The organism is Streptomyces sp. NPDC091416, assembly GCF_044756845.1.
Taxonomy (GTDB): Bacteria; Actinomycetota; Actinomycetes; order Streptomycetales; family Streptomycetaceae; genus Streptomyces.
Window position 1 is genome coordinate 672,368 of record NZ_JBIVTU010000001.1, and the last position, 19,981, is coordinate 692,348.

Genomic DNA, 19,981 nt, shown 5'->3' on the forward strand with positions numbered 1-19,981 from the left:
CCCAGGAGGAGCCCCCGCATGTTCCTGCACCGCCGTACCCCGCAGCTCCCCACACCGGAGGAGGCCCTGCGCGGCCGCCCCACCCCGGAATTCACCGTCCCGTCCCGGCACACGGTCCTGGGCAACGCCCTGCTGGGCCCGTACCCGGAGGGCCTGGAGGTCGCGGACTTCGCGATGGGCTGTTTCTGGGGCGCCGAGCGGAAGTTCTGGGAGACGGACGGCGTCTGGACGACGCTCGTCGGCTACCAGGGCGGCTACACGGAGAATCCGGCGTACGAGGAGGTCTGCTCGGGCCTGACCGGGCACACGGAGGCCGTCCGCGTGGTCTACGACCCGAAGGCCGTCACGTACACCCAGCTCCTGAAGGTCTTCTGGGAGTCCCACGACCCGACGCAGGGCTTCCGCCAGGGCAACGACGTGGGCACCCAGTACCGCTCCGCCGTCTACACCCACTCCCCCGAGCAGGCGGCGGCCGTGGCGGCGTCCCGCGAGGCGTACCAGAAGGTCCTCACGGGCTCCGGCCACGGCGAGATCAGCACGGAGATCCTGCCCGCCGAGGGCCGCGTCTTCTGGCCCGCGGAGCCCGCGCACCAGCAGTACCTCGACAAGAACCCGGCGGGCTACTGCGGGATCGGCGGCACGGGAGTCTCCTGCCCGATCGGCGTGGCCCCGGCCGAGGGCTGAGCTCCCGCGGGGCGGGCCCGTCACTGATGCCGTGAGCCCGTCTGCTGCTCCCGGATGACCTCCACCAGCTGACTCTTGCGCATCCTGGCCGTGCCTCGGATGCCGAGCCCGGCCGCGACCTGCTGGAGCTCCGCCAGCACCATGCCGTCCAGCCCTGAGCCCGTGCGCCGTGCGGCGCGGGCGAAGGGCACCGGGGCCAGATCCCGCTCTTCGGCAGGGCCCCGGCCGAGCCGGAGCATTCCTTCCAGATCGACCAGCCGCCGTTCCTGCTGGCGCATCAGGACGAGAACCTCCGACAGCATGTCGGGGGTCGTCCGGCTCGCCCGCGTGGGGCTGCCCGCCTTCTCGCGCAGCACGGTGAGGTTCTGGTGCAGGTCCGGCCAGTAGCGGTCGAAGGAACGGTCAAGTCGTTCGGGCGCGATGCCCGCGCCGTCGAGTGCCGCGTTGAGATCGTGCATGAGCTTGCGGAAGTCGTCGCGCGACCGGCTCTCGGCTGCTTGGAACTGCGCCAGCGGGCCGGTGAGATCGGCGATGGATACGTCCAACAGCACGGGCACCACCAGCGATTCGCTGATCTGCTTCGACAGGGCGCCGGCTTCGAAGTTGACCCACTGGGAGTGCTGATTGTCCGAGGTGACGCAGATGATGCCGAAGTCGGACTCGGCAAGTTCGTCGGCAACCTGGGCGAGCCCTCGGCTGCCTTTCTTGATGTCCTGCGAGGACACCCACGGCTCGACGGCCTGGATGACGTCCGGCAGCCACGTCTTCAGCGCCTCCGCCATCTTCCTCGATCGCTCGCCGGACCAGCTCAGGAACACCTTCACGGGACCCCCTCCGGGCCGCAGGGCTTCCGGTCACGAGCCCTCTTCTCGTCATTCTGACACATCGAAGCGTGACGCAAGGACCCTGCATCGGGAACGGCCGGTACGCTCACAGCCACATGGAGCGCGGAGGGGGCCCAGTGCACGAACAGCCTGCAGACGGACGAGTGATCCCACCCATGGCCGGTCAGCCCTGGTGGGCCGCCAACGAAGTTCTGGCATTCCTCGTGGAACTGGCGGCGCTGGGCTGTCTGTTCTGGTGGGGATTCAGCCTGGGGGACACTCCATTCGTTCAATTCCCTCTGGGGTTTGGTGTGTTGGCGATCGCCATCGCCCTGTGGGGGATGTTCGCCGCACCGCGCGCCCGGTTCCGGCTGCCGCTGAGCGGCGTGCTCGCAGTGAAGACCGTGGTGCTCGGCGGCGGCGCCCTCGCGCTCTACGGGGTGGGGCATCCGGTGGCATCTGCGGTCATGGCTGTCGTCGTGGTGGTGAACACGAGCCTGGCGGAGACGTTCCGACGCAGGCCGGCCCCTACCCGGTAGCGTCGGCACGCGCCTGGCCACCGGCGTCGTTCGCGGGACGCCTTTGAGATCATTTTCGGTCAAGCGGGGCGGGACAGCGCACGCGGCAACGACCATGCCACCACCATGGAGGCATGGCGACTTCGGGGGTACGCAGCGTTCAGCTCGGTGGGTTGCGACAGTGGTGGGGGGTCATCGCCGCCGCGTTGTTGGTCGCCGCCTGGGTCAACAGGACCGCCGGGCCGGCAAGCGTCACGGCCCTCTCGGCGTTGGTGCTGATCTGGTGCTTCTTCCAGGCTCCCGTCACCTGCGCGGCCCCGGTCAGAGGTCGGGAGGACGGTTGCCGTAACAACGCGACCGGCCTCCTGATGGGCTGCCACATCCGCCAGCATCGCTGGCAGAAGTTGAAGATGCTGATTCTCCGACGTCAATTGCGCGCGTTCTTCTCGGGCCTCTTCTCGGACGGCAAGGCGGCTCTTGTCACGCTGGCAGCGCTCGGCAGCTTCCTCTCCGGACTCGCGACTTTCGTGCCCGGGGCGATCGTCAAGTGAGGGCGTGACGGCGATCGGCGCACGTCGCGCTTCCTGCCGGCAGACCGTGCGCACGCTGAACGGCCACGCAGCAGACATCGGCCCGGGACGCGTCCGCGTCCCGGGCCGGTGTCAGTGCGCCGGGGCGCCGGTCAGATCAGGCCCTGGGCCAGCATCGCGTCCGCCACCAGCTCGAAGCCGGCGATGTTCGCGCCGACCACGTAGTTGCCGGGGCTGCCGTAGCGCTCCGCCGTGGTGTAGCAGGAGTCGTGGATGTGGCGCATGATCTGCGCGAGGCGCTCCTCGGTGTGGGCGAAGGTCCAGGAGTCGCGCGAGGCGTTCTGCTGCATCTCCAGGGCGCTGGTCGCCACGCCGCCCGCGTTGGCCGCCTTGCCGGGCGCGAAGGCCACGCCGGCCTCCTGGAACACGCGGACGGCCTCGGGGGTGGTGGGCATGTTGGCGCCCTCGGCGACCGCCTTCACGCCGTTGCGTACGAGGGCCAGCGCGTCGGCCTCGTGGAGCTCGTTCTGCGTGGCGCAGGGCAGCGCGACGTCCACGGGGACGTTCCACACGCCCGTTCCCTCGACGTACTTCACGTGCGCGCCGCGCCGCTCGGCGTATTCGGAGATGCGGCCGCGGCCCTGCTCCTTGATCTCCTTGAGCAGGTCGAGGTCGATGCCCTTGTCGTCCACGACATAGCCGCCGGAGTCCGAGCAGGTCACGACGGTCGCGCCGAGCTGCTGGGCCTTCTCGATCGCGTAGATCGCGACGTTGCCCGAGCCGGAGACCGAGATGCGCTGCCCGTCGAGGGACTCGCCGCGGCTGCGGAGCATTTCGGCGGTGAACAGGACGCAGCCGTAGCCGGTCGCCTCCGTACGCACCAGGGCGCCGCCCCAGCCGAGGCCCTTTCCGGTCAGGACGCCGGACTCGTAGCGGTTGGTGATCCGCTTGTACTGCCCGAAGAGGTAGCCGATCTCGCGACCGCCCACGCCGATGTCACCGGCGGGGACGTCGGTGTACTCGCCGAGGTGGCGGTGGAGCTCCGTCATGAACGACTGGCAGAACCGCATGATCTCGGCGTCCGAGCGGCCCTTCGGGTCGAAGTCGGAACCGCCCTTGCCGCCGCCGATGGGCATGCCGGTGAGGGCGTTCTTGAAGATCTGCTCGAAGCCGAGGAACTTCACGATGCCGAGGTTGACCGAGGGGTGGAAGCGCAGCCCGCCCTTGTACGGGCCCAGCGAGCTGGAGAACTCGACCCGGAATCCGCGGTTGACGTGGATGTCGCCGGAGTCGTCCGACCACGGCACCCGGAAGATGAGCTGGCGCTCCGGCTCGCATATGCGCTCGATGATCCGGGCGTCCACGAACTCCGGCCGCTGGGTCAGCACCGGGCCGAGCGTCTCCAGGACCTCCCGTACGGCCTGGTGGAACTCCTTCTCGCCCTGGTTGCGGCGGAGGATCTCCGCGTACAGCGGCTCGATGACGCGGTGGGTGGCGGGCGGCGTTGCGGAGTCAGGGGTGGCCGTCATCTGATCAAGACCTTCCATGGATCGGCTCATGCGCGAAGGCGCCCCCGTCCCGAGGGGCACCAGGTCCCCCCTCGCCGTTGAGGGCGTCGCCCGACATCACGCATACCGTGCTCACGAAAGCGACGTACAGGACCGTTGTGGCGTATCGAGTGTCCCAGTGGGGCGGCGGGATGCTCCACGGGCATCCACATGATGATCCCTGCGCGTCGTGCGCGGGAAGGCCGCCGCAGCCCGGCTCCAGGCCGGTTCCGGGCAGAATCGGCGGGGTTGCGGCGGGGTGGCGGGCGGGGCCGTACTTCATTCGAAGTGGTGAACCTCACAAGGGCGCGTGGGTGACTGTGAGGTCCGCCCTCAGGTCTCGCGCGGGCCCCGCAGCATCCACAGGCCCGCCGCCGACGCGAGCACGACCACGCCCGAGACGACGCTCAGCGCGATGTGCAGGCCTTCCTGACCCACCAGGAAGTTCAGCGAGACGTTCGCGACGAGGGCGACGAGGAGCACGGTCCAGAGCAGCGGCTTCACGGGTTCTCCAGAAGGTCGGGCGGGGCGCCGGGTCCCTGCCCGGCCGTGTCCCTCATCCTTCCGGCGGACGGGCCCGGGCACGAGGGACCGGCCTCCCGGACCGATGGTGTAGCGGGCTCCACCATGAGGCCGTCGGTCCCGACGCCCGGAGGTGTGCGGTCCGGGCCCGCGGCGACGGGCTATCCGACATGATTCCGTCATGACGACATCACGGGGGAACCGCGGGGGCCGCGATCCTCATATTCCTTACAGGCAAAGGCCGTTGGCCGCTGGAGCCCTGCTCGGTTACGGACAGTCCGGGCCCCCGTACGTTCCCGGGCGGGCGGAGCGGCCCGAGCCGGGGATACCGCCCCGGGCCGGCGAGATGCGCCGGTACCTCGCCGTGGGGCTCGACTGCTACCTCTGCCTGGTCACCAGCGGCTTACTGATCCGGCCGTACGCGCACTCGGCGGCCGTTCCCCACGTCATCGGGCTGCTGATCGGGCCGGTGCTCGTCCTGTCGTTCCTCAACCAGGTGGTGCTCACCGCGGTCGCGGGGGCCGGAGCGGGAAAGCTGATCATGGGGATACGGGTGGTGAGCCTGCCGGACGTGGGACGGCCCGGGCCCGCCCGGCTGGTCCGGCGCTGGCTGTACGGGCTGTGCTGGCTGCCGCTTCAGCCCTGGTACGGGCTGCGCGCCCGGCCGGCCGGCGGCGGTCCCGGTCCGCGGACGGCCTGCGAGGAGGGCGCCGCGTACAGCGACCCGGCCGGCCTGCGCCAGGTCCGCCGCACCGATCTGGTGGCGCACCGCCGGGCCGTGGCCGGGCGGACCGGCTGAGCCGGCGGGTCCGTCGTACGGGCCGGGTCCGCCGGCCGGGCGTGAGTGCCGCCGGGTCAGGCCGCGGCGTTCTCCGTGATGGTGACCTTGCCCTTGCGGATGGTCGCCAGGCGCGGGGCCCTGCGGGCGATCGCGCTGTCGTGCGTGACCATGATGAAGGTCAGCCCGTGCTCCTTCCACAGGGTCTCCAGCACCTCCATGATCTCGTCGCGCATCGACTCGTCGAGGTTTCCGGTGGGCTCGTCGGCGAGGAGCACCTTGGGCTGCTTGACCAGGGCCCGGGCGATCGCGACGCGCTGCTGCTGGCCGCCGGACATCTCGCTGGGGAGATGGGTGAGGCGCTCTCCCAGCCCGACCGAGTCGAGTGCCTCGGCGGCTCTTCTGCGGCGCTCGGACGCCTTGACTCCGAGCGGGACGAGCGCGGTCTCGACGTTCTCCTGGGCGGTGAGCGTCGGGATGAGGTTGAAGCTCTGGAAGACGAAACCGATGTTCTCGGCGCGCACCTTGGTGAGCTTGGCCTCGCTGAGCTTCGCGAGGTCCACCCCGTCGAGTTCGACACTGCCGGAGGTGGGGCGGTCCAGGCCGCCGAGCATCTGCAGCAGCGTGGACTTGCCGCCGCCGGTGGGGCCCTGGATGACCAGACGGCCGCCGTCCTCGATGGTCAGGTCCACGCCGGCGAGCGCGTGGACGATGGACTTGCCGCGTGTGTACTGCTTGGTGACGCCTTGAAGCGTGTACATGGGTCAGCTCCTGCTGGGCGGTGATCGCGGATCCCGGGCGACCGCCTCGGGGGGTCGCCCCGTGGACCGGGGATCGCTGGGGGACGGGGTACGGGATGCCCGGTGGCCGGTCATCCCGTGCGGGCTACTCGACGCGGCGCAGCGCGTCGGCGGGGCGCAGCCGGGAGGCGCGCCAGCCGCCGAAGGCGCCCGCGATCAGCCCGCCCGCCACGGCCAGGCCGACGGCCATCAGGATGACGGAGAGGGAGACGGGCGCGGTCAGCGCGATGTCGAGCGCCTTGGACGCGCTCTGCCGGCCGGGGCCGCCGCCCATCATGCCGCCGCGCATCCCGCCGCCCCCGCCGCCCGAGGAGCCGAGCTGAGCGGTGAGGGTGGGGCTGATGGCGGTCACGACGTATGCGCCGCCGAGGCCGATCGCGATGCCGAGGACGCCGCCCATCAGGCCGTTGACGAGCGCTTCGCCGATGACCTGGCGGGTGACCCGGCCGCTCTTCCAGCCGAGTGCCTTGAGCGTGCCGAACTCGCGCACGCGGCGGCTGACCGCGGAGGAGGTGAGGAGGCCGGCCACCAGGAAGGCGGCGACGAGCACGGCGATGGAGAGCCACTTGCCGACGCTGGAGGCCAGGTCGGAGGCAGTGGACAGGGAGCCGGACACGGTGTCCGCGAGGTCGGCGGAAGTGGTGACCGTGGTGCCCGTGATGTTCTTCTGGATCGTGGTCTTGACGCTGTCGATCTGCTGCGAGTCGGCGGCCTTGACGTAGACCGTGGTGACCTTGTCCTTCGAGTCGGCGAGGGTCTGCGCCTGCTGGAGCGGGATGTACAGGTTCGCGGCGGCGTCGCCGCTCTCGGCCGTCGAGACACCGACGATCGAGAACGTGGTCCCGTGGATCGTGACCGTCTTGCCGGTCGAGAGTTCCTTCTCCTTCGCGTACGCGGCGTCGACGACGGCCACCTTCGCGTCGGTCTCGGTCGCCTTGAAGGTACGTCCGGTGGTGATCTTCGACGAGGTGAGCGGGCCGAGGTCCTGCTTGGTGACGTCGGTGCCGTACACGGTGTAGGAGTTGACGTCGAAGGAGGCTCCGCCGCCCTGGACCTCGCCCTGCGGCTGGCCGGTGCCGCCGCCGGGGCCGCCGCGGCCGCCGCCCTGGGTCCCGGCGCTCTCGTCCTGCTTGAACTCTCCGCGCTTGAACTGGCCGTCCACCTTCATGACGGTCAGGCTCAGCCCGCCGACGGCGTCGGCGACGCCGGTCTGCTTGCCCACCTGGTCGACCGTGCTCGCGGCCAGGCTCTGGAAGCCCTGGACCATGACGCGGTCGGTGCTCTGCGTCGCGTCGTCGTCGCCGTCCTTGGCGTCGAACTCGAACCGGGGGCGCTGTGTGCCGGAACCCGGAGCTGCGGCGGCCTTGGTGACGGTCATGTCCGTGCCGAGGCCGTACAGCGATTCCAGGACCTTGTCCTGGGCCTTGCTCATGCCCGAGGAGACCGAGCTGACGATGATGACGAGCGCAATGCCGAGGGCGAGCCCCGAGGCGACGACGAGCGCCGCCTTTCTGCGGCGGCGCAGCTCGCGCCGGAGGTAGGTGAAGAACATGGCGCGAGGCTAGGTACCGCTTGTGATGGTGGGTTAAGGCCACGATGAGAGCGGGATGAGAACGGTCCGCCGAACGCCGCAGGCGGCGGCTCCGGGATCCGTGCGGATCGCGGAGCCGCCGCCTGCGGCGTTCGGCGCGGGGTGGGGCGGGTTCAGGCCTGGGAGCCGGCCGTCCACTCGGCCCAGCTGAGGTTCCAGCCGTTGAGGCCGTTGTCGGGCTTGATGGTCGCGTCCGGGGAGTTCTTGACGACGACCACGTCGCCGATCATGGAGTTGTTGTAGAACCAGGCGGCGGGCGCGTTGGGGTCTCCGGCGCCCTTGGCGTCGGCGAGGCCGACGCAGCCGTGGCTGGTGTTGGCGCTGCCGAAGATCGACTTGGCGCCCCAGTAGTTGCCGTGGATGAAGGTGCCCGACGTGGACAGCCGCATGGCGTGCGGCACGTCCTTGATGTCGTACTCGCCCTTGCCGTCGTCGTCGGTGAAGCCGACCGTCGAGCCGTCCATCCGGGTCTCCTTGAACTTCTCGGAGATCACCATCTGGCCGTTGTAGGTCGGGTTGTCCGACGAACCGGCCGAGATCGGGATGGTCTTGATCGTCTTGCCGTTCTGGGTGACGGTCATCATGTGCGTCTTGGCGTCCACGGTCGACACCTGGTTGCGGCCGATCTTGAAGGTGACCGTCTTCTGCTGCACGCCGTAGACGCCGTCCGCGCCCTCGACGCCGTCCAGCGCCAGCTTCAGCGTGACGGTGGAGCCGCCCGTCCAGTAGTCCTCGGGGCGCAGGTCCAGGCGCTGGGAGTTGAACCAGTGGCCGGCGACCTGCTGGCCGCTGCTGGACGTCACGGTGATGCCGGCCTGAACGGCCTTCTGGTCCGTGATCGGCTTGTTGAAGTTGATCGAGACGGGCATGCCGACGCCGACGGTGGAGCCGTCCTCGGGGGTGAAGTTCCCGATGAAGCTGTTGGCGGGCGACACGGTGGTGAAGGAGGAGTTCTCGTGCGCCTCGCGGCCCTTCGAGTCCTGCGCCGTCGCGTTGATCTTGTACGTGGTCGAACGCTCCAGCTGCGCGTCCGGCTTCCAGCTGGTGCCGTCGGCGGACAGGGTGCCCTTGACGCTCTCGCCGGCCGCCGTGGTCATCGTGACGACGGTCAGCTTGCCCTTGGCGACGGTGACCTTGGCGGCGTTGTTGATGCTCGCGTTGGTCGCGCCGTTCTTCGGCGAGATCGCTATCTGCGCCTCGGAGGTCTCCTCGGCCGCCGCCTTGTCGACCTCGGCCGCCTGTGACTTCTTCGAGCTGTCGGGGCTGGGGCCGCCCTTGTCGCCGCCGTCGCTGCAGGCCGAAAGCACCAGCACGCCGCCGAGCAGTGCGGACGCGGCCATGAGGCCCTTGCGCCGTTTGCTGTCCGTCATCACACGCTTCTCCATCGTTGCCGAAATCCCCGAAAACCCCGTGCCGGCCCGTCGGCCGGCAATCCCCGTCAATGTTCCAAGAACACCCTGCACGGGTGCCCCGTTCCATATCCGCTTCAGATGTGGGGAACACCACTCATCGACGCGGTGGCGACAGCGGTGGTTCCCGCTGTTCACCACCTGTGTGCCGGCCGGTGCACGACCCGGTTGTACCGCACGTCCGCGGTCCGGATCCACCGGCCGCTCACGCGCACCGGCCCCGGTCCGCCAGAAACGGGCCGGGGCCGGTGTTCCGGCCCGCTAGGCCCGCCGCGCCGTGCTGCCGCGCCGGTCGTCCTTCTCCCCATTGTGCGGGACGCCGGAAGCGCTCCCGTCGCCGTCGCTCTCGTCCTCGTCGTCGTACGCGTCACCGTCCCCGTCCTCGTCCTGACCCTCGCCGAGGTCCCATCCCTCCGGGTCCTCCGGGTCGTAGTCGATGGTCTCGCTGCTCCAGGAGGCCTGGGTCAGCTCGACCCCGGGAACCTCGCTGACCAGGTCGAACGGGTCGATCAGCGAGGCAAGGGCCTCTGCGGCGTCTTCCCGTACCGCGGTCTCGGCATGCGTGCGTTCCTCGGCGGACTCGCCGCCGGGTTCGCCGTACTCGGCGGCGAGGCTTTCCAGCGCGGTTCCGCTCAGGGCTTCGGCGTCCGTGATCTCCAACACCATTTCGACACGAAGGCGAACGAATCGTGATGACTCAGAAGTACTCATGAAGCGGAGCGTAAGCCGCCTGCCGCCATGGCTTTCCCGCGACCCGCTGCGTTCATTAGCATCGGTGCAACAGGCCTGAGGGGACCCGGCATTCGGGAAGCCCTCGTACGTACGGCTGCCCCGAGGGGGATCGATTCCGTGGCCATCACCCGCCGCCCGCTCCTGACCGCCACCGCTGCGGGAACACTGCTGTGCGCCCTGTGGTTCGTGCCGTCCGCCAACGCGGACGACGCGGCCGCGGCCCCGGGCACGGCCGGCCACAGCGCCGCCGTCACCGGTCCGCAGCCGGACTCCGGCACGCTCGCCGACACCGGGACCGGCGTCGACACGACGCCGTACCTCATCGGCGGGATGGCGTTCCTGGGCGCCGGAGCGGGTTTCGTCACCTACTCGGGCCGTCGCGGAGGTCCGCGGCCGGCCGTGTGACCGGACCGCGGAAGCGGCCACCGGTGCTGTCCGGCGGCCGCCTGCGCGCACGTCCTGCGGTCAGGCCAGCGGCCCGGTGACCGGCTCGACCGCCGCGACGAGCCCGCCCGCCCGGACGAAGGCGTCCGCCGCGGCCAGGTCCGGCGACAGGAAGCGGTCCGGCCCGGGGCCCTCGACGCCCGCCGCCCGCAGCGCCTCGATGGCGGCGAGCGAGGCGGGGGCCGGGGTCAGCCCCTGCGCGGCGCGCAGCTCGACGGCGCGGGTAGCCGCGTAGAGCTCGACGGCCACGATCCGGGCGAGGTTGTCGACGGAGGTACGGAGCTTGCGCGCGGCCGACCAGCCCATCGAGACGTGGTCCTCCTGCATCGCGGAGGACGGGATCGAGTCGGCGGAGGCGGGGACGGCGAGCCGCTTCATCTCACTGACCAGGGCGGCCTGCGTGTACTGGGCGATCATCAGGCCCGAGTCGACACCGGCGTCGTCGGCGAGGAACGGCGGCAGCCCGTGCGAACGGTTCTTGTCCAGCAGCCGGTCGGTGCGGCGCTCGGCGATCGAGCCGAGGTCGGCGGCGACGATCGCCAGGAAGTCCAGGACGTACGCGACCGGCGCCCCGTGGAAGTTGCCGTTGGACTCGACCCGGCCGTCGGGGAGGACGACCGGATTGTCGACGGACGACGCCAGTTCGCGGTCGGCCACGGTCGCGGCGTACGCGAGGGTGTCGCGGCCCGCCCCGTTGACCTGGGGCGCGCAGCGCACGGAGTAGGCGTCCTGGACGCGCGGCGCGTCGTCCTGGTGGTGACCGGTCAGACCCGAACCGGCCAGCACCCGCAGCATGTTGTCGGCGCTGGCGCCCTGGCCGGGGTGCGGGCGGATGGCGTGCAGCTCGGGGGCGAGGACCTTGTCCGTGCCGAGCAGGGCCTCCAGGGACAGGGCCGCGGTGATGTCGGCCGAGGTGTAGAGGCTGCGCAGGTCGGCGAGGGCCATCACGAGCATGCCGAGCATGCCGTCGGTGCCGTTGAGGAGGGCCAGGCCCTCCTTCTCGCGCAGCTCGACCGGGGCGATGCCGTGGGCGGCGAGCAGTTCGCCGGCCGGGCGGACGGTCCCGTCGGGACCCTCCGCGTCGCCTTCGCCCATGAGGGTCAGGGCGCAGTGCGAGAGCGGTGCCAGATCGCCGGAGCAGCCGAGGGAACCGTACTCGTGAACGACGGGTGTGATCCCGGCGTTGAGTACGTCGGCCATGGTCTGCGCGACCTCGGGCCGAACGCCCGTGTGACCGGAGGCGACCGTCTTCAGCCGCAGGAACATCAGCGCCCTGACGACCTCGCGCTCGACCCGGGGGCCCATGCCGGCGGCGTGCGAGCGGACGATGTTGCGCTGGAGCTGAGCGCGGAGCTCCGGGCTGATGTGGCGGCTGGCCAGTGCGCCGAATCCGGTGGAGACGCCGTAGACCGGCTCGGGCTTGGCGGCGAGCGCGTCCACGATCTCGCGGGCGGCGGCCAGGGCGCTCACCGCGGCGGCGGAGAGCTCGACACGGGCGTTGCCGCGGGCCACGGCGATGACGTCCTGAGCGGTGGTGCCGGACGTCCCCACCACGACTGTATGCATATCCATATTCAGAAGCGTACGGATTGAAACCCTTCATGTCACTAGTGGTCCTCGGGGTGACCCCTTACCTCGTCCGCCGCCCCGGGGGCCGCCCCCCGCAGCCGGCGGCGGTCGTGGGGGGATCCGGGCGGGGAGTCCGCCAGCCGGATGACCTCGCCGTCACGCCCCGCCACCACGGGCCGCCTGGAGCGGGCCGCCTTCGCGCGGTACTGGGCCGCGTCCGCGAGCCGGAAGAGCCGCCGGGCGGAGACCACCGGGCCGATCGGGTCGCCTGTGGAGGCGATCCCGCAGGCGACCCCGTTGCCGAACTCCAGCTCGGCCGCCCGCTCACAGAGTTCCGCGGCCACCGCGACCACCTCGTCCGCCCCGGGGCCCAGGGCCAGCAGGCAGAACTCGTCGCCGCCGAGGCGGGCCGCGAGCGTTCCGGGCAGCATGGCCCCGCACCGGGACAGCACGGAGCCGAAACGTTCCAGCAGACGGTCGCCGACGGCATGCCCGTGGGTGTCGTTGACCCACTTGAGACCGTTGAGATCACAGACGACCAGGCTCACCACCGAGCCGTCCTCCCGGTGCCGCTCCACCGCCTCGTCCAGCCGCATGTCGACGGCCCGACGGTTGGCGAGGCCGGTCAGCGGATCGGTGAAGGCGAGCTTGCGCACCTCCTCCAGGCGCTCCGTCTGGGAGATCCCGGCGGCCACCACGGCGGCCAGCACCGTGGCGAAGTCCGCGTCCCGGCGGTCGAACACCGGCTCCCCCGACGGCCGCGCCACATAGAGCTCGCCCCAGGCCCGCCCGTGCAGCACGATCGGCGCGACGACACAGCAGCCGCGCCCGCGCCGGCGCAGCGCCGCCACCCGCTGATGGCAGTAGCCGCGCCGGTAACCGTGCGCACCCGACACGTCCACGCCCCCCGCACCGGCATCGCCGGGCTCCGGCTCCACCGGACCGTCGGCGGTCTCCACCCAGGCGTCCGGCTCACCGCCCCCGGCCCACCGCTCGTGCAGGAACTCGGTGATCTCCGGAAACTGGTGCACGGGGTACGTCTCCTCGTCGGGGAACTCCTCCTCCCCGTCCGCCCGCTCGCCCGCGTTGACCAGGACCCGCAGCCGTCCACGCCCGCGCTCCCAGACCGACAACGCGGCGAAACTGCCGCCCAGCGCCTCGCACGCCCCCAGCGCCGCCGCCCGCCAGCACCCCCGAGGGGTGTGCGCCGCCGCCATCGCCTGCGCAAGCGAAACCACGGCCCGCAGCCGCGCATCGTCACCGCCCATCGCACCAGCTTATGTAGATTTGCGGTGATTTGATCACTTGACGACCTGAATCACGCACGGTGCGTCGCGGCGCGGGCACGTGGAGTCACCCGCGGGTCACTCCCCGGGCCATTGCGGCTTCCGCTTCTCGTTGAACGCGGCCACGCCCTCCGCCCGGTCGCCGGAGAAGGCCACCGACCGCCAGGCGGAGTCCTCGACCTCCAGACCGGCCCGCAGATCGAGCCCGTGGCCGAGCCGCAGGGCCCGCTTGGCCGCCCGCAGCCCCACCGGGGAGTTCGCCGCGATCCGGCCGGCGAGCGCCAGCGCCTCGGCCCGGTCCCGGCCGTCCGCGACCAGCTCGTCGACCAGGCCCAGCTCGCGCGCCTCGGCCGCCTCCACCCGGCGGGCGGTGAAGATCAGCTCCGCGGCGCGCGCCGCCCCGATCCGGCGCGGCAGCAACTGGGTGCCGCCACCGCCCGGGATGACGCCGACCGAGACCTCGGGCAGACCGACCAGGGCGGTCCGGTCGGCGACGATCAGATCGCAGGACAGGGCCAGCTCGAACCCGCCGCCCAGCGCGAAGCCGTGCACCGCCGCGATCGTCGGCATCGGCAGTTCCAGCACGCCGGTGTAGGCGGCGCGCGCGGTGGGCCGCTGACGCACCAGGTCGGCGTCCGTGAAGGAGTTGCGCTCCTTCAGGTCCGCGCCCACGCAGAAGGCCCGCTCATGGCTGGAAGTGAGGACGGTGACCCGGACCTCGGGATCGGCGGCGAGCGCGGCGCAGGCGGCGGCGATCGAGCGGGCCATGTCCGTGGACACCGCGTTCATGGCCTTGGGCCGGTCGAGCACCAGCTCGGCGACATGCTCCAGGCCCTCGTGGCCCCGTACGACGACGAACTCCCCGAACCGCTGCTCGGACGTGACGGTCATGGCTGCACCCCTGTCAGTTAACGAGCGTTACCCGAGGGATCCTAGAGCTCTCCATTCGCCGGAGGTCAGGGGGCGGCCGGAACGGGCCGGCCGGGGACGGTCAGGGCGCCGCCGGCCGGGGAGCGCGGGGGTGGGTCAGACGTGGTCAGGACGTGCCACGACGGGCCAGCAGCCACGGTTCGACGATGCCGAGGCCACGCACCGGCCGCTGCCACATCGGCTGCAGCCCGTAGCGGTACTTGGGTACGGGAGCCGGCTCCTCGCCGTCCGCGCTCTCCTTCGCGGCGGCGGCCTCCTCCGCGGCCCGGGCCTCGGAGACCGGGGCGTCACCGGTCCGGGTCAGCTCCTTGGCGAACGCCCCGTCCACCAGGACGGCGTCCTTCGGAGCTATCGACGTCAGCCGGCTGGCAAGGTTCACCGTGGTGCCGAAGACATCGCCCATCCGGGTGGTGACGGTGCCGAACGCGATGCCGACGCGCAGGGCCGGCATCGTCTCGTCCAGCGTCATCGCCTCGATGAGGCGCAGCGCGATCTCGGAGGCCGTGCCCGCGTCGTCGGCGGCGAAGAGCACTTCGTCGCCGAGGGTCTTGATGAGCCGGCCGCCGTGCGCGGCCACGAGGTCGGCGCAGGTGGTCTCGAAGGACTCGACGAGCTCGCCGAGCTCCTCCTCCTCCAGCCGACGGGTCAGCCGGGTGAATCCGACGAGGTCGGCGAAACCGACGGCCAGGCGCCGGTCGACCATCTCCTCGTCGTCCGCGGCCTGCACGACCCGGCCGGTGGCGGCGGCGAGCTGGCGCCGCCACACGTACACCAGGAACTCCTCCAGCTCCGGCAGAAGCAGTTCGATCAGGGGGTACGTGACCTCGGTGCGGGTCATTCCGGGCTCGGGCGGCTCGGTGAGGTCCTCCAGGAACGAATCGATCTGCCATTCCGCCAGCCGGGCGGTGGTCTGCCCGGTCGAACGGGCCACCTGGATCGCCATCGGCTCGCTGAGCAGCCCCGCCTCGACCAGGCCGGACAGCCGTCGCAGCGCCAGCACGTCCGCCTCGGTCAGCGCCTTGGCCTGGCCGATGTCGGCGAACCCCATGGCCCGCCAGAACCGGGATGCCAGGTCCATGGAGACGCCCGCCGTCCGGGCGGCCTGGAACGGGGTGTAGCGCCGGTCGGCGCCCAGGATCAGCTGTTCCAGCCGGATCGCCAGAGGGTCGTCGGTCGGTTCGGCCGTGTGGTCGACTTCGTGATGCGGTGTCGCGTGGACCGAGGAGTCCGACGGGGGCTCCGCGCCCGCGCCGGAGGTCGTGTCGCCGACGGTCACCAGCCGCCTCCTGCCCGTTCCCTGCGCACTGCCCTGCCGATCTGTCGGTGGATCGCCTCAACGATACGGCAGGTGTGCCCTACCTCACGTCGTCGAGGCGTTACCCGTCGGGTCGGGGCGTACGCGCCGCTCACCAGTGCCTCTGCGAGGCCTCCGGGTGACCCGCGGCCGCCCGGTCCACCGGTCACGCGACAGCCTCTCAGGTCAGTCCGCCCTCCGCACCGCGCAGGTGCACGATGTCGCCCGCCGAGACGGGCTCGCGCAGGCCGCCGTCCGAGGACAGGACCAGCCGGCCGTCCCCGTCGATCGCCACCGCCTCGCCGGTGAGCGTGCGGTCGCCGGGCAGCTGGGCCCGTACCGTCCGGCCGAGCGTGGCGCAGCCCGCCGCGTAGGCCTCCTGGAGGCCGCTCGCCGCCGCGTCGCCGTCGGCCGCGCGCCACTGCCCGTACCACTGCTCCAGCGAGCGCAGTACGCCGCGCAGCAGCGTTTCCCGGTCGGTGGAGACCGCTCCGGCGAGGGCGAGCGAGGCGGCGGTGGGGGCGGGCAGTTCGTCGCTGCGCAGGGAGACGTTGAGGCCGATGCCGATGACGACGCCGTCGCCGGCCCGCTCGGCGAGGATGCCGCCCGTCTTGCGCTCCTGGCCGACTGGGGTCTCCCCCGGACGGACCTTGCCGGAGTCCTCGGGGACGGTGACCAGCAGGTCGTTGGGCCATTTCAGTGCCGTGTCGACGCCGGCCGACCGCGCCAGGCCGGTCGCCGCGGCGACCCCCGCCAGCAGCGGCAGCCAGCCCCACCGCTGCACCGGTACGGGCGCCGGCGTCAGGTAGACGGAGAAGAACAGGCCGGAGCGGGCCGGTGCGGTCCAGGTGCGGTCCAGACGGCCTCGGCCGGCGGTCTGCTCCTCGGCGACCAGGACGGCACCCTCGGTGAGCGAGGCCGCACGCCCCGCGAGGTCCGAGTTGGTGGAACCGGTGCTGTCGACGACGTCGAGCGAGGTCCACAGCCCGTCCGGCCGCAGCAGTCCGCGGCGCAGCGCGGGAACGTTCAGGGGCGGTCGGTCCAGGTCCGACCAACGGCTCTGTGGCGCATCCGAGGGTGTCATGCAAGCCACCCTAGGTGTGTCAAACGACGCACTGCCGAACGGTATCCGCGCCGATACGCTACGGATCAGTAGCCGTTCAGCGCTGCGCGCCGTCAGCCGTTCATCCGCTGATCAGCAGCGCCGTCGTCCCCGTGACCAGGCAGGGAGCCGCCACCCGATGTCCGAGCCGGAAGAGATCGACATCCACACCACCGCGGGCAAGCTCGCGGACCTGCAGCGCCGTATCGACGAGGCGACCCACGCGGGTTCCGCGCGCGCGGTGGAAAAGCAGCACGCGAAGGGCAAGTTGACCGCGCGTGAGCGCGTCGATCTCCTGCTCGACGAGGGTTCCTTCGTGGAGCTGGACGAATTCGCCCGGCACCGCTCGACGAACTTCGGCATCGAGAAGAACCGGCCGTACGGGGACGGTGTCGTCACCGGGTACGGCACGGTCGACGGCCGCCCCGTCTGCGTGTACTCGCAGGACTTCACCATCTTCGGCGGCTCGCTCGGCGAGGTCTACGGTGAGAAGATCGTCAAGGTGATGGACTTCGCGCTGAAGACCGGCTGTCCGGTCATCGGCATCAACGACGGCGGCGGCGCCCGCATCCAGGAGGGTGTCGCGGCGCTGGGCCTCTTCGCGGAGATCTTCCGCCGCAATGTGCACGCCTCGGGCGTGATCCCGCAGATCTCGCTGATCGTCGGACCGTGCGCGGGTGGCGCGGTCTACTCCCCCGCGATCACCGACTTCACGGTCATGGTCGACCAGACCTCGCACATGTTCATCACCGGGCCCGACGTCATCAAGACGGTCACCGGCGAGGACGTGGGCTTCGAGGAGCTCGGCGGCGCCCGTACGCACAACACCACCTCGGGTGTGGCGCACCACATGGCGGGCGACGAGAAGGACGCCATCGAGTACGTCAAGTCGCTGCTGTCCTACCTCCCGTCGAACAACCTCTCCGAGGCCCCGGCCTTCCCGGAGGAGGCGGACCTGGCGGTCGGCGACGAGGACCGCGAGCTGGACACGCTCATCCCGGACTCGGCGAACCAGCCGTACGACATGCACACCGCGATCGAGCACGTGCTGGACGACGGCGAATTCCTGGAGACCCAGGCCCTGTTCGCGCCGAACATCCTCACCGGCTTCGGCCGGGTGGAGGGCTATCCGGTCGGCATCGTCGCCAACCAGCCGATGCAGTTCGCCGGTTGCCTGGACATCAACGCGAGCGAGAAGGCGGCACGGTTCGTCCGCACGTGCGACGCCTTCAACGTGCCCGTGCTGACCTTCGTCGACGTCCCGGGCTTCCTGCCGGGTGTGGACCAGGAGTACGGCGGCATCATCCGCCGCGGCGCCAAGCTGATCTACGCGTACGCGGAGGCGACCGTCCCGCTGATCACGGTGATCACGCGCAAGGCGTTCGGCGGCGCGTACGACGTCATGGGATCCAAGCACCTGGGCGCCGACATCAACGTCGCCTGGCCGACCGCGCAGATCGCCGTGATGGGCGCACAGGGCGCCGTCAACATCCTGCACCGCCGCACGATCGCCGCCGCCGAGGACCAGGACGCGACCCGCGCCGAGCTGATGGCGGACTACGAGGACGCGCTCCTCAACCCGTACGTGGCGGCGGAGCGCGGCTACGTGGACGCGGTGATCATGCCGTCCGAGACCCGGGCCCACGTGGTGAAGGGGCTGCGGCAGCTGCGGACCAAGCGGGAGTCCCTGCCCCCGAAGAAGCACGGCAACATCCCCCTCTAGAAAGGGTCCTGGCCATGATCAAGGTCGTACGGGGCAACCCGACCCCGGAGGAGCTGGCCGCCGCCCTGGCGGTGGTGCGGGCGCGCGCCGCGGCGGCGTCCGCCGTGTCGTCCGGTACGCCGGAGCTGCCCGCGCAGTGGTCCGACCCGGGCCGCCTGGCCCGGCGCGGCCGCCATCTGCCGGGACCGCGCGCATGGGCGCGTACGTACTGGCCCGGGTAGGCGTGCGTGACGCGTGTGGCGGCGGTTGAGTACCCGTACTCAGGCGCCGCCGCGGTTCGCACCGCAGGATCGGATCATGCTGTGGTCCGATCCCGAGAACAAGCCCCCCAAGGAACTGCGCGACGCCCAGGACATGCTCCGGCGCGCGGGCCTCGTGCTCGCGCTGGCCATGGTGATCGCGATGTTCGTGCTGGGCGCCCGCTGACCGTGTGGAGCCGTTGCGGCTCGTCGAGCCCCGCCGGCGATTGAGGGGTCCGGGGCCGTGCCCCCGGGAGCGGCCCGCGCATGCGGCTGATTTGTACGATGGCCCGCATGACTGATCCCGCGCCCCGTCGCCTCGTACTCGCCTCGCAATCACCCGCCCGTCTCGGTCTGCTGCGGCAGGCAGGCTTCGCGCCCGAGGTGATCGTCAGCGGGGTCGACGAGGACGCGCTGAGCGCCGGGACCCCGGCAGAGCTCGCACTCGTCCTTGCCGAGGCCAAGGCCGGAGTGGTGGCCGGGCTGCCGCAGGCCGCGGGGGCCCTGGTCATCGGCTGCGACTCGGTGCTGGAACTGGACGGCCGGGCACTCGGCAAGCCGGCCGACGCCGAGGAGGCCACGGCCCGCTGGAAGTCCATGCGGGGGCGCTCCGGGGTCCTGCGGACGGGGCACTGCCTGACCGACACCGCGAGCGGGCGCACCGCCTCCGCGACCGCGTCCACGACGGTCCGCTTCGGTGAGCCCTCGGACGCCGAGATCGCCGCCTACGTGGCCTCCGGCGAGCCGCTGCACGTCGCGGGCGCCTTCACCCTCGACGGGCGCTCGGCACCGTTCGTGGACTCGATCGACGGCGACCCGGGCAATGTCATCGGTCTTTCGCTGCCGTTGCTGCGGCGGCTGCTGGGCGAGCTGGGGATCCAGGTCACCGACCTCTGGGTCTGAGCCGCCCGGTTCAGGCCGGGGCCGGTGCCGCCGGCTGCTCGGGCTCGGCGCGGGCGGCCGCCGGGTTGTCCTCGGCGGGGCCGTACGCCACCAGGGCCAGCACGATCAGGCCCAGCACCACCATCATGAGGACGAACGCCTCCCAGCCCACCAGGCCGACCGTCAGCGCGCCCAGCACGCCGTGGACGACGGCGCAGCCGATGAGCACGATCCGGGCGGCACGGCCCGGCGCCCGGTCACGGATGCCGGCCACCAGGAGCAGCACGCCGCAGAGCACCAGGAACAGTCCCGAGACGCCTCCCAGCACCCACGTGCCCTTGGACATGACACCGGGGTCGGTGCCGGCCAGGGACATGTCCTGGTTCTTGACGACCGTTCCCAGGACGGCATTGATGATCACGATGCCCACGGCTTCCGCGAACAGCACGAGCGCGGCTATGAAAGCCACCGGCCTGCGCACCACGGCGCTCACCCCCTGTTACCTGCAGTACGTGCGATAGCGCGGACCCTACTAACGGGTAATCCCCTGGACAAGGGGTTGAGCGCCCCCCTTCCC

The 19,981-nt window shown here is 71.3% G+C and carries 21 protein-coding genes and 2 pseudogenes; 9 read left to right on the forward strand and 14 right to left on the reverse strand.

The window, feature by feature from the left end; all coding sequences use genetic code 11:
* Nucleotides 1-18: 18 nt before the first annotated feature.
* A complete protein-coding gene (gene msrA, locus ACIQMX_RS02810) occupies nt 19-684 on the forward strand; it encodes a peptide-methionine (S)-S-oxide reductase MsrA (RefSeq protein WP_363075420.1) in 666 nt (221 codons plus the stop codon).
* A gap of 35 nt (nt 685-719) precedes the next feature.
* Here the strand turns inward: msrA and ACIQMX_RS02815 are convergent.
* Together ACIQMX_RS02815 and ACIQMX_RS02820 are read right to left on the reverse strand one after the other, a co-directional pair.
* Nucleotides 720-962: pseudogene (locus tag ACIQMX_RS02815) on the reverse strand (Rho termination factor N-terminal domain-containing protein); the annotation flags it as partial.
* Between the two features lie 192 nt (nt 963-1,154).
* Nucleotides 1,155-1,508: pseudogene (locus tag ACIQMX_RS02820) on the reverse strand (toll/interleukin-1 receptor domain-containing protein); the annotation flags it as partial.
* A 176-nt stretch (nt 1,509-1,684) separates the two neighbouring features.
* On the opposite strand from ACIQMX_RS02820, the gene ACIQMX_RS02825 reads away from it, so the two are divergent.
* The gene (locus ACIQMX_RS02825) at nt 1,685-2,047 is read left to right on the forward strand and encodes a YrdB family protein (RefSeq protein ID WP_402474529.1); all 363 of its coding nucleotides are present in this window, start codon (nt 1,685-1,687) and stop codon (nt 2,045-2,047) included.
* A 113-nt stretch (nt 2,048-2,160) separates the two neighbouring features.
* Complete coding sequence (locus tag ACIQMX_RS02830; protein ID WP_402474531.1) at nt 2,161-2,577, forward strand: hypothetical protein; 417 nt, start codon at nt 2,161-2,163, stop codon at nt 2,575-2,577.
* Nucleotides 2,578-2,708: 131 nt separating this feature from the next.
* Here the strand turns inward: ACIQMX_RS02830 and gdhA are convergent, their stop codons facing one another.
* Entirely contained in the window at nt 2,709-4,085 is a 1,377-nt protein-coding gene (gene gdhA, locus ACIQMX_RS02835; protein WP_363075416.1) for an NADP-specific glutamate dehydrogenase, read from the reverse strand.
* A gap of 351 nt (nt 4,086-4,436) precedes the next feature.
* Nucleotides 4,437-4,607: a hypothetical protein gene (locus ACIQMX_RS02840; protein WP_363075414.1), complete on the reverse strand. Its 171-nt coding sequence runs from the start codon at nt 4,605-4,607 to the stop codon at nt 4,437-4,439.
* A 364-nt stretch (nt 4,608-4,971) separates the two neighbouring features.
* Between ACIQMX_RS02840 and ACIQMX_RS02845 the strand changes: the two genes are divergently transcribed.
* A complete protein-coding gene (locus ACIQMX_RS02845) occupies nt 4,972-5,424 on the forward strand; it encodes an RDD family protein (protein ID WP_363075581.1) in 453 nt (150 codons plus the stop codon).
* A 56-nt stretch (nt 5,425-5,480) separates the two neighbouring features.
* On the opposite strand, the gene ACIQMX_RS02850 is transcribed toward ACIQMX_RS02845, so the two are convergent.
* From ACIQMX_RS02850 to ACIQMX_RS02865, 4 genes are all read right to left on the reverse strand, one after another.
* Nucleotides 5,481-6,164, reverse strand: coding sequence for an ABC transporter ATP-binding protein (locus ACIQMX_RS02850; protein ID WP_402474534.1), 684 nt, complete (start codon nt 6,162-6,164; stop codon nt 5,481-5,483).
* Nucleotides 6,165-6,288: 124 nt separating this feature from the next.
* Complete coding sequence (locus tag ACIQMX_RS02855; RefSeq protein WP_363075410.1) at nt 6,289-7,755, reverse strand: ABC transporter permease; 1,467 nt, start codon at nt 7,753-7,755, stop codon at nt 6,289-6,291.
* Between the two features lie 152 nt (nt 7,756-7,907).
* The gene (locus tag ACIQMX_RS02860) at nt 7,908-9,179 is read right to left on the reverse strand and encodes an Ig-like domain-containing protein (protein WP_363072622.1); all 1,272 of its coding nucleotides are present in this window, start codon (nt 9,177-9,179) and stop codon (nt 7,908-7,910) included.
* Nucleotides 9,180-9,464: 285 nt separating this feature from the next.
* Complete coding sequence (locus ACIQMX_RS02865; RefSeq protein WP_402474536.1) at nt 9,465-9,869, reverse strand: hypothetical protein; 405 nt, start codon at nt 9,867-9,869, stop codon at nt 9,465-9,467.
* A 183-nt stretch (nt 9,870-10,052) separates the two neighbouring features.
* On the opposite strand from ACIQMX_RS02865, the gene ACIQMX_RS02870 reads away from it, so the two are divergent.
* The gene (locus ACIQMX_RS02870) at nt 10,053-10,340 is read left to right on the forward strand and encodes a hypothetical protein (protein WP_363072626.1); all 288 of its coding nucleotides are present in this window, start codon (nt 10,053-10,055) and stop codon (nt 10,338-10,340) included.
* Between the two features lie 60 nt (nt 10,341-10,400).
* On the opposite strand, the gene hutH is transcribed toward ACIQMX_RS02870, so the two are convergent.
* From hutH to ACIQMX_RS02895, 5 genes are all read right to left on the reverse strand, one after another.
* Nucleotides 10,401-11,951, reverse strand: coding sequence for a histidine ammonia-lyase (hutH, locus tag ACIQMX_RS02875; protein WP_363072628.1), 1,551 nt, complete (start codon nt 11,949-11,951; stop codon nt 10,401-10,403).
* Between the two features lie 35 nt (nt 11,952-11,986).
* On the reverse strand, nt 11,987-13,216 hold the full coding sequence (locus ACIQMX_RS02880) for a GGDEF domain-containing protein (protein ID WP_363072630.1): 1,230 nt from the start codon (nt 13,214-13,216) through the stop codon (nt 11,987-11,989).
* Nucleotides 13,217-13,312: 96 nt separating this feature from the next.
* Complete coding sequence (locus ACIQMX_RS02885; protein WP_402474538.1) at nt 13,313-14,125, reverse strand: enoyl-CoA hydratase/isomerase family protein; 813 nt, start codon at nt 14,123-14,125, stop codon at nt 13,313-13,315.
* 145 nt (nt 14,126-14,270) lie between these two features.
* Nucleotides 14,271-15,440, reverse strand: a complete 1,170-nt coding sequence (locus tag ACIQMX_RS02890) for an adenylate/guanylate cyclase domain-containing protein (protein ID WP_363072634.1) — start codon at nt 15,438-15,440, stop codon at nt 14,271-14,273.
* A gap of 199 nt (nt 15,441-15,639) precedes the next feature.
* On the reverse strand, nt 15,640-16,542 hold the full coding sequence (locus ACIQMX_RS02895; RefSeq protein WP_402474541.1) for a biotin--[acetyl-CoA-carboxylase] ligase: 903 nt from the start codon (nt 16,540-16,542) through the stop codon (nt 15,640-15,642).
* 157 nt (nt 16,543-16,699) lie between these two features.
* On the opposite strand from ACIQMX_RS02895, the gene ACIQMX_RS02900 reads away from it, so the two are divergent.
* The 4 genes from ACIQMX_RS02900 to ACIQMX_RS02915 all read left to right on the forward strand — a co-directional run bounded on the left by ACIQMX_RS02900 (nt 16,700) and on the right by ACIQMX_RS02915 (nt 19,425).
* Nucleotides 16,700-18,283, forward strand: a complete 1,584-nt coding sequence (locus ACIQMX_RS02900) for an acyl-CoA carboxylase subunit beta (RefSeq protein ID WP_363072638.1) — start codon at nt 16,700-16,702, stop codon at nt 18,281-18,283.
* A 14-nt stretch (nt 18,284-18,297) separates the two neighbouring features.
* Nucleotides 18,298-18,504: an acyl-CoA carboxylase epsilon subunit gene (locus tag ACIQMX_RS02905; protein WP_363072640.1), complete on the forward strand. Its 207-nt coding sequence runs from the start codon at nt 18,298-18,300 to the stop codon at nt 18,502-18,504.
* A gap of 76 nt (nt 18,505-18,580) precedes the next feature.
* Nucleotides 18,581-18,709 carry a morphogenic membrane protein MmpB gene (gene mmpB, locus ACIQMX_RS02910; RefSeq protein WP_261991678.1) on the forward strand — a complete coding sequence of 43 codons (129 nt, stop codon included), beginning with the start codon at nt 18,581-18,583 and terminating at the stop codon, nt 18,707-18,709.
* Between the two features lie 98 nt (nt 18,710-18,807).
* Nucleotides 18,808-19,425 carry a nucleoside triphosphate pyrophosphatase gene (locus tag ACIQMX_RS02915; RefSeq protein ID WP_363072642.1) on the forward strand — a complete coding sequence of 206 codons (618 nt, stop codon included), beginning with the start codon at nt 18,808-18,810 and terminating at the stop codon, nt 19,423-19,425.
* Nucleotides 19,426-19,435: 10 nt separating this feature from the next.
* On the opposite strand, the gene ACIQMX_RS02920 is transcribed toward ACIQMX_RS02915, so the two are convergent.
* The gene (locus ACIQMX_RS02920; RefSeq protein WP_402474543.1) at nt 19,436-19,897 is read right to left on the reverse strand and encodes a hypothetical protein; all 462 of its coding nucleotides are present in this window, start codon (nt 19,895-19,897) and stop codon (nt 19,436-19,438) included.
* Nucleotides 19,898-19,981 lie beyond the last annotated feature (84 nt).

Coding starts and splice junctions, on each gene's coding strand:
- msrA (WP_363075420.1), top strand. CDS start 19: ATGTTCCTGCACCGCCGTACCCCGCAGCTCCCCACACCGGAGGAGGCC.
- ACIQMX_RS02825 (WP_402474529.1), top strand. CDS start 1,685: ATGGCCGGTCAGCCCTGGTGGGCCGCCAACGAAGTTCTGGCATTCCTC.
- ACIQMX_RS02830 (WP_402474531.1), top strand. CDS start 2,161: ATGGCGACTTCGGGGGTACGCAGCGTTCAGCTCGGTGGGTTGCGACAG.
- gdhA (WP_363075416.1), bottom strand. CDS start 4,085: ATGACGGCCACCCCTGACTCCGCAACGCCGCCCGCCACCCACCGCGTC.
- ACIQMX_RS02845 (WP_363075581.1), top strand. CDS start 4,972: ATGCGCCGGTACCTCGCCGTGGGGCTCGACTGCTACCTCTGCCTGGTC.
- ACIQMX_RS02850 (WP_402474534.1), bottom strand. CDS start 6,164: ATGTACACGCTTCAAGGCGTCACCAAGCAGTACACACGCGGCAAGTCC.
- ACIQMX_RS02855 (WP_363075410.1), bottom strand. CDS start 7,755: ATGTTCTTCACCTACCTCCGGCGCGAGCTGCGCCGCCGCAGAAAGGCG.
- ACIQMX_RS02860 (WP_363072622.1), bottom strand. CDS start 9,179: ATGGAGAAGCGTGTGATGACGGACAGCAAACGGCGCAAGGGCCTCATG.
- ACIQMX_RS02865 (WP_402474536.1), bottom strand. CDS start 9,869: ATGGTGTTGGAGATCACGGACGCCGAAGCCCTGAGCGGAACCGCGCTG.
- hutH (WP_363072628.1), bottom strand. CDS start 11,951: ATGGATATGCATACAGTCGTGGTGGGGACGTCCGGCACCACCGCTCAG.
- ACIQMX_RS02880 (WP_363072630.1), bottom strand. CDS start 13,216: ATGGGCGGTGACGATGCGCGGCTGCGGGCCGTGGTTTCGCTTGCGCAG.
- ACIQMX_RS02885 (WP_402474538.1), bottom strand. CDS start 14,125: ATGACCGTCACGTCCGAGCAGCGGTTCGGGGAGTTCGTCGTCGTACGG.
- ACIQMX_RS02895 (WP_402474541.1), bottom strand. CDS start 16,542: ATGACACCCTCGGATGCGCCACAGAGCCGTTGGTCGGACCTGGACCGA.
- ACIQMX_RS02900 (WP_363072638.1), top strand. CDS start 16,700: ATGTCCGAGCCGGAAGAGATCGACATCCACACCACCGCGGGCAAGCTC.
- ACIQMX_RS02905 (WP_363072640.1), top strand. CDS start 18,298: ATGATCAAGGTCGTACGGGGCAACCCGACCCCGGAGGAGCTGGCCGCC.
- mmpB (WP_261991678.1), top strand. CDS start 18,581: ATGCTGTGGTCCGATCCCGAGAACAAGCCCCCCAAGGAACTGCGCGAC.
- ACIQMX_RS02915 (WP_363072642.1), top strand. CDS start 18,808: ATGGCCCGCATGACTGATCCCGCGCCCCGTCGCCTCGTACTCGCCTCG.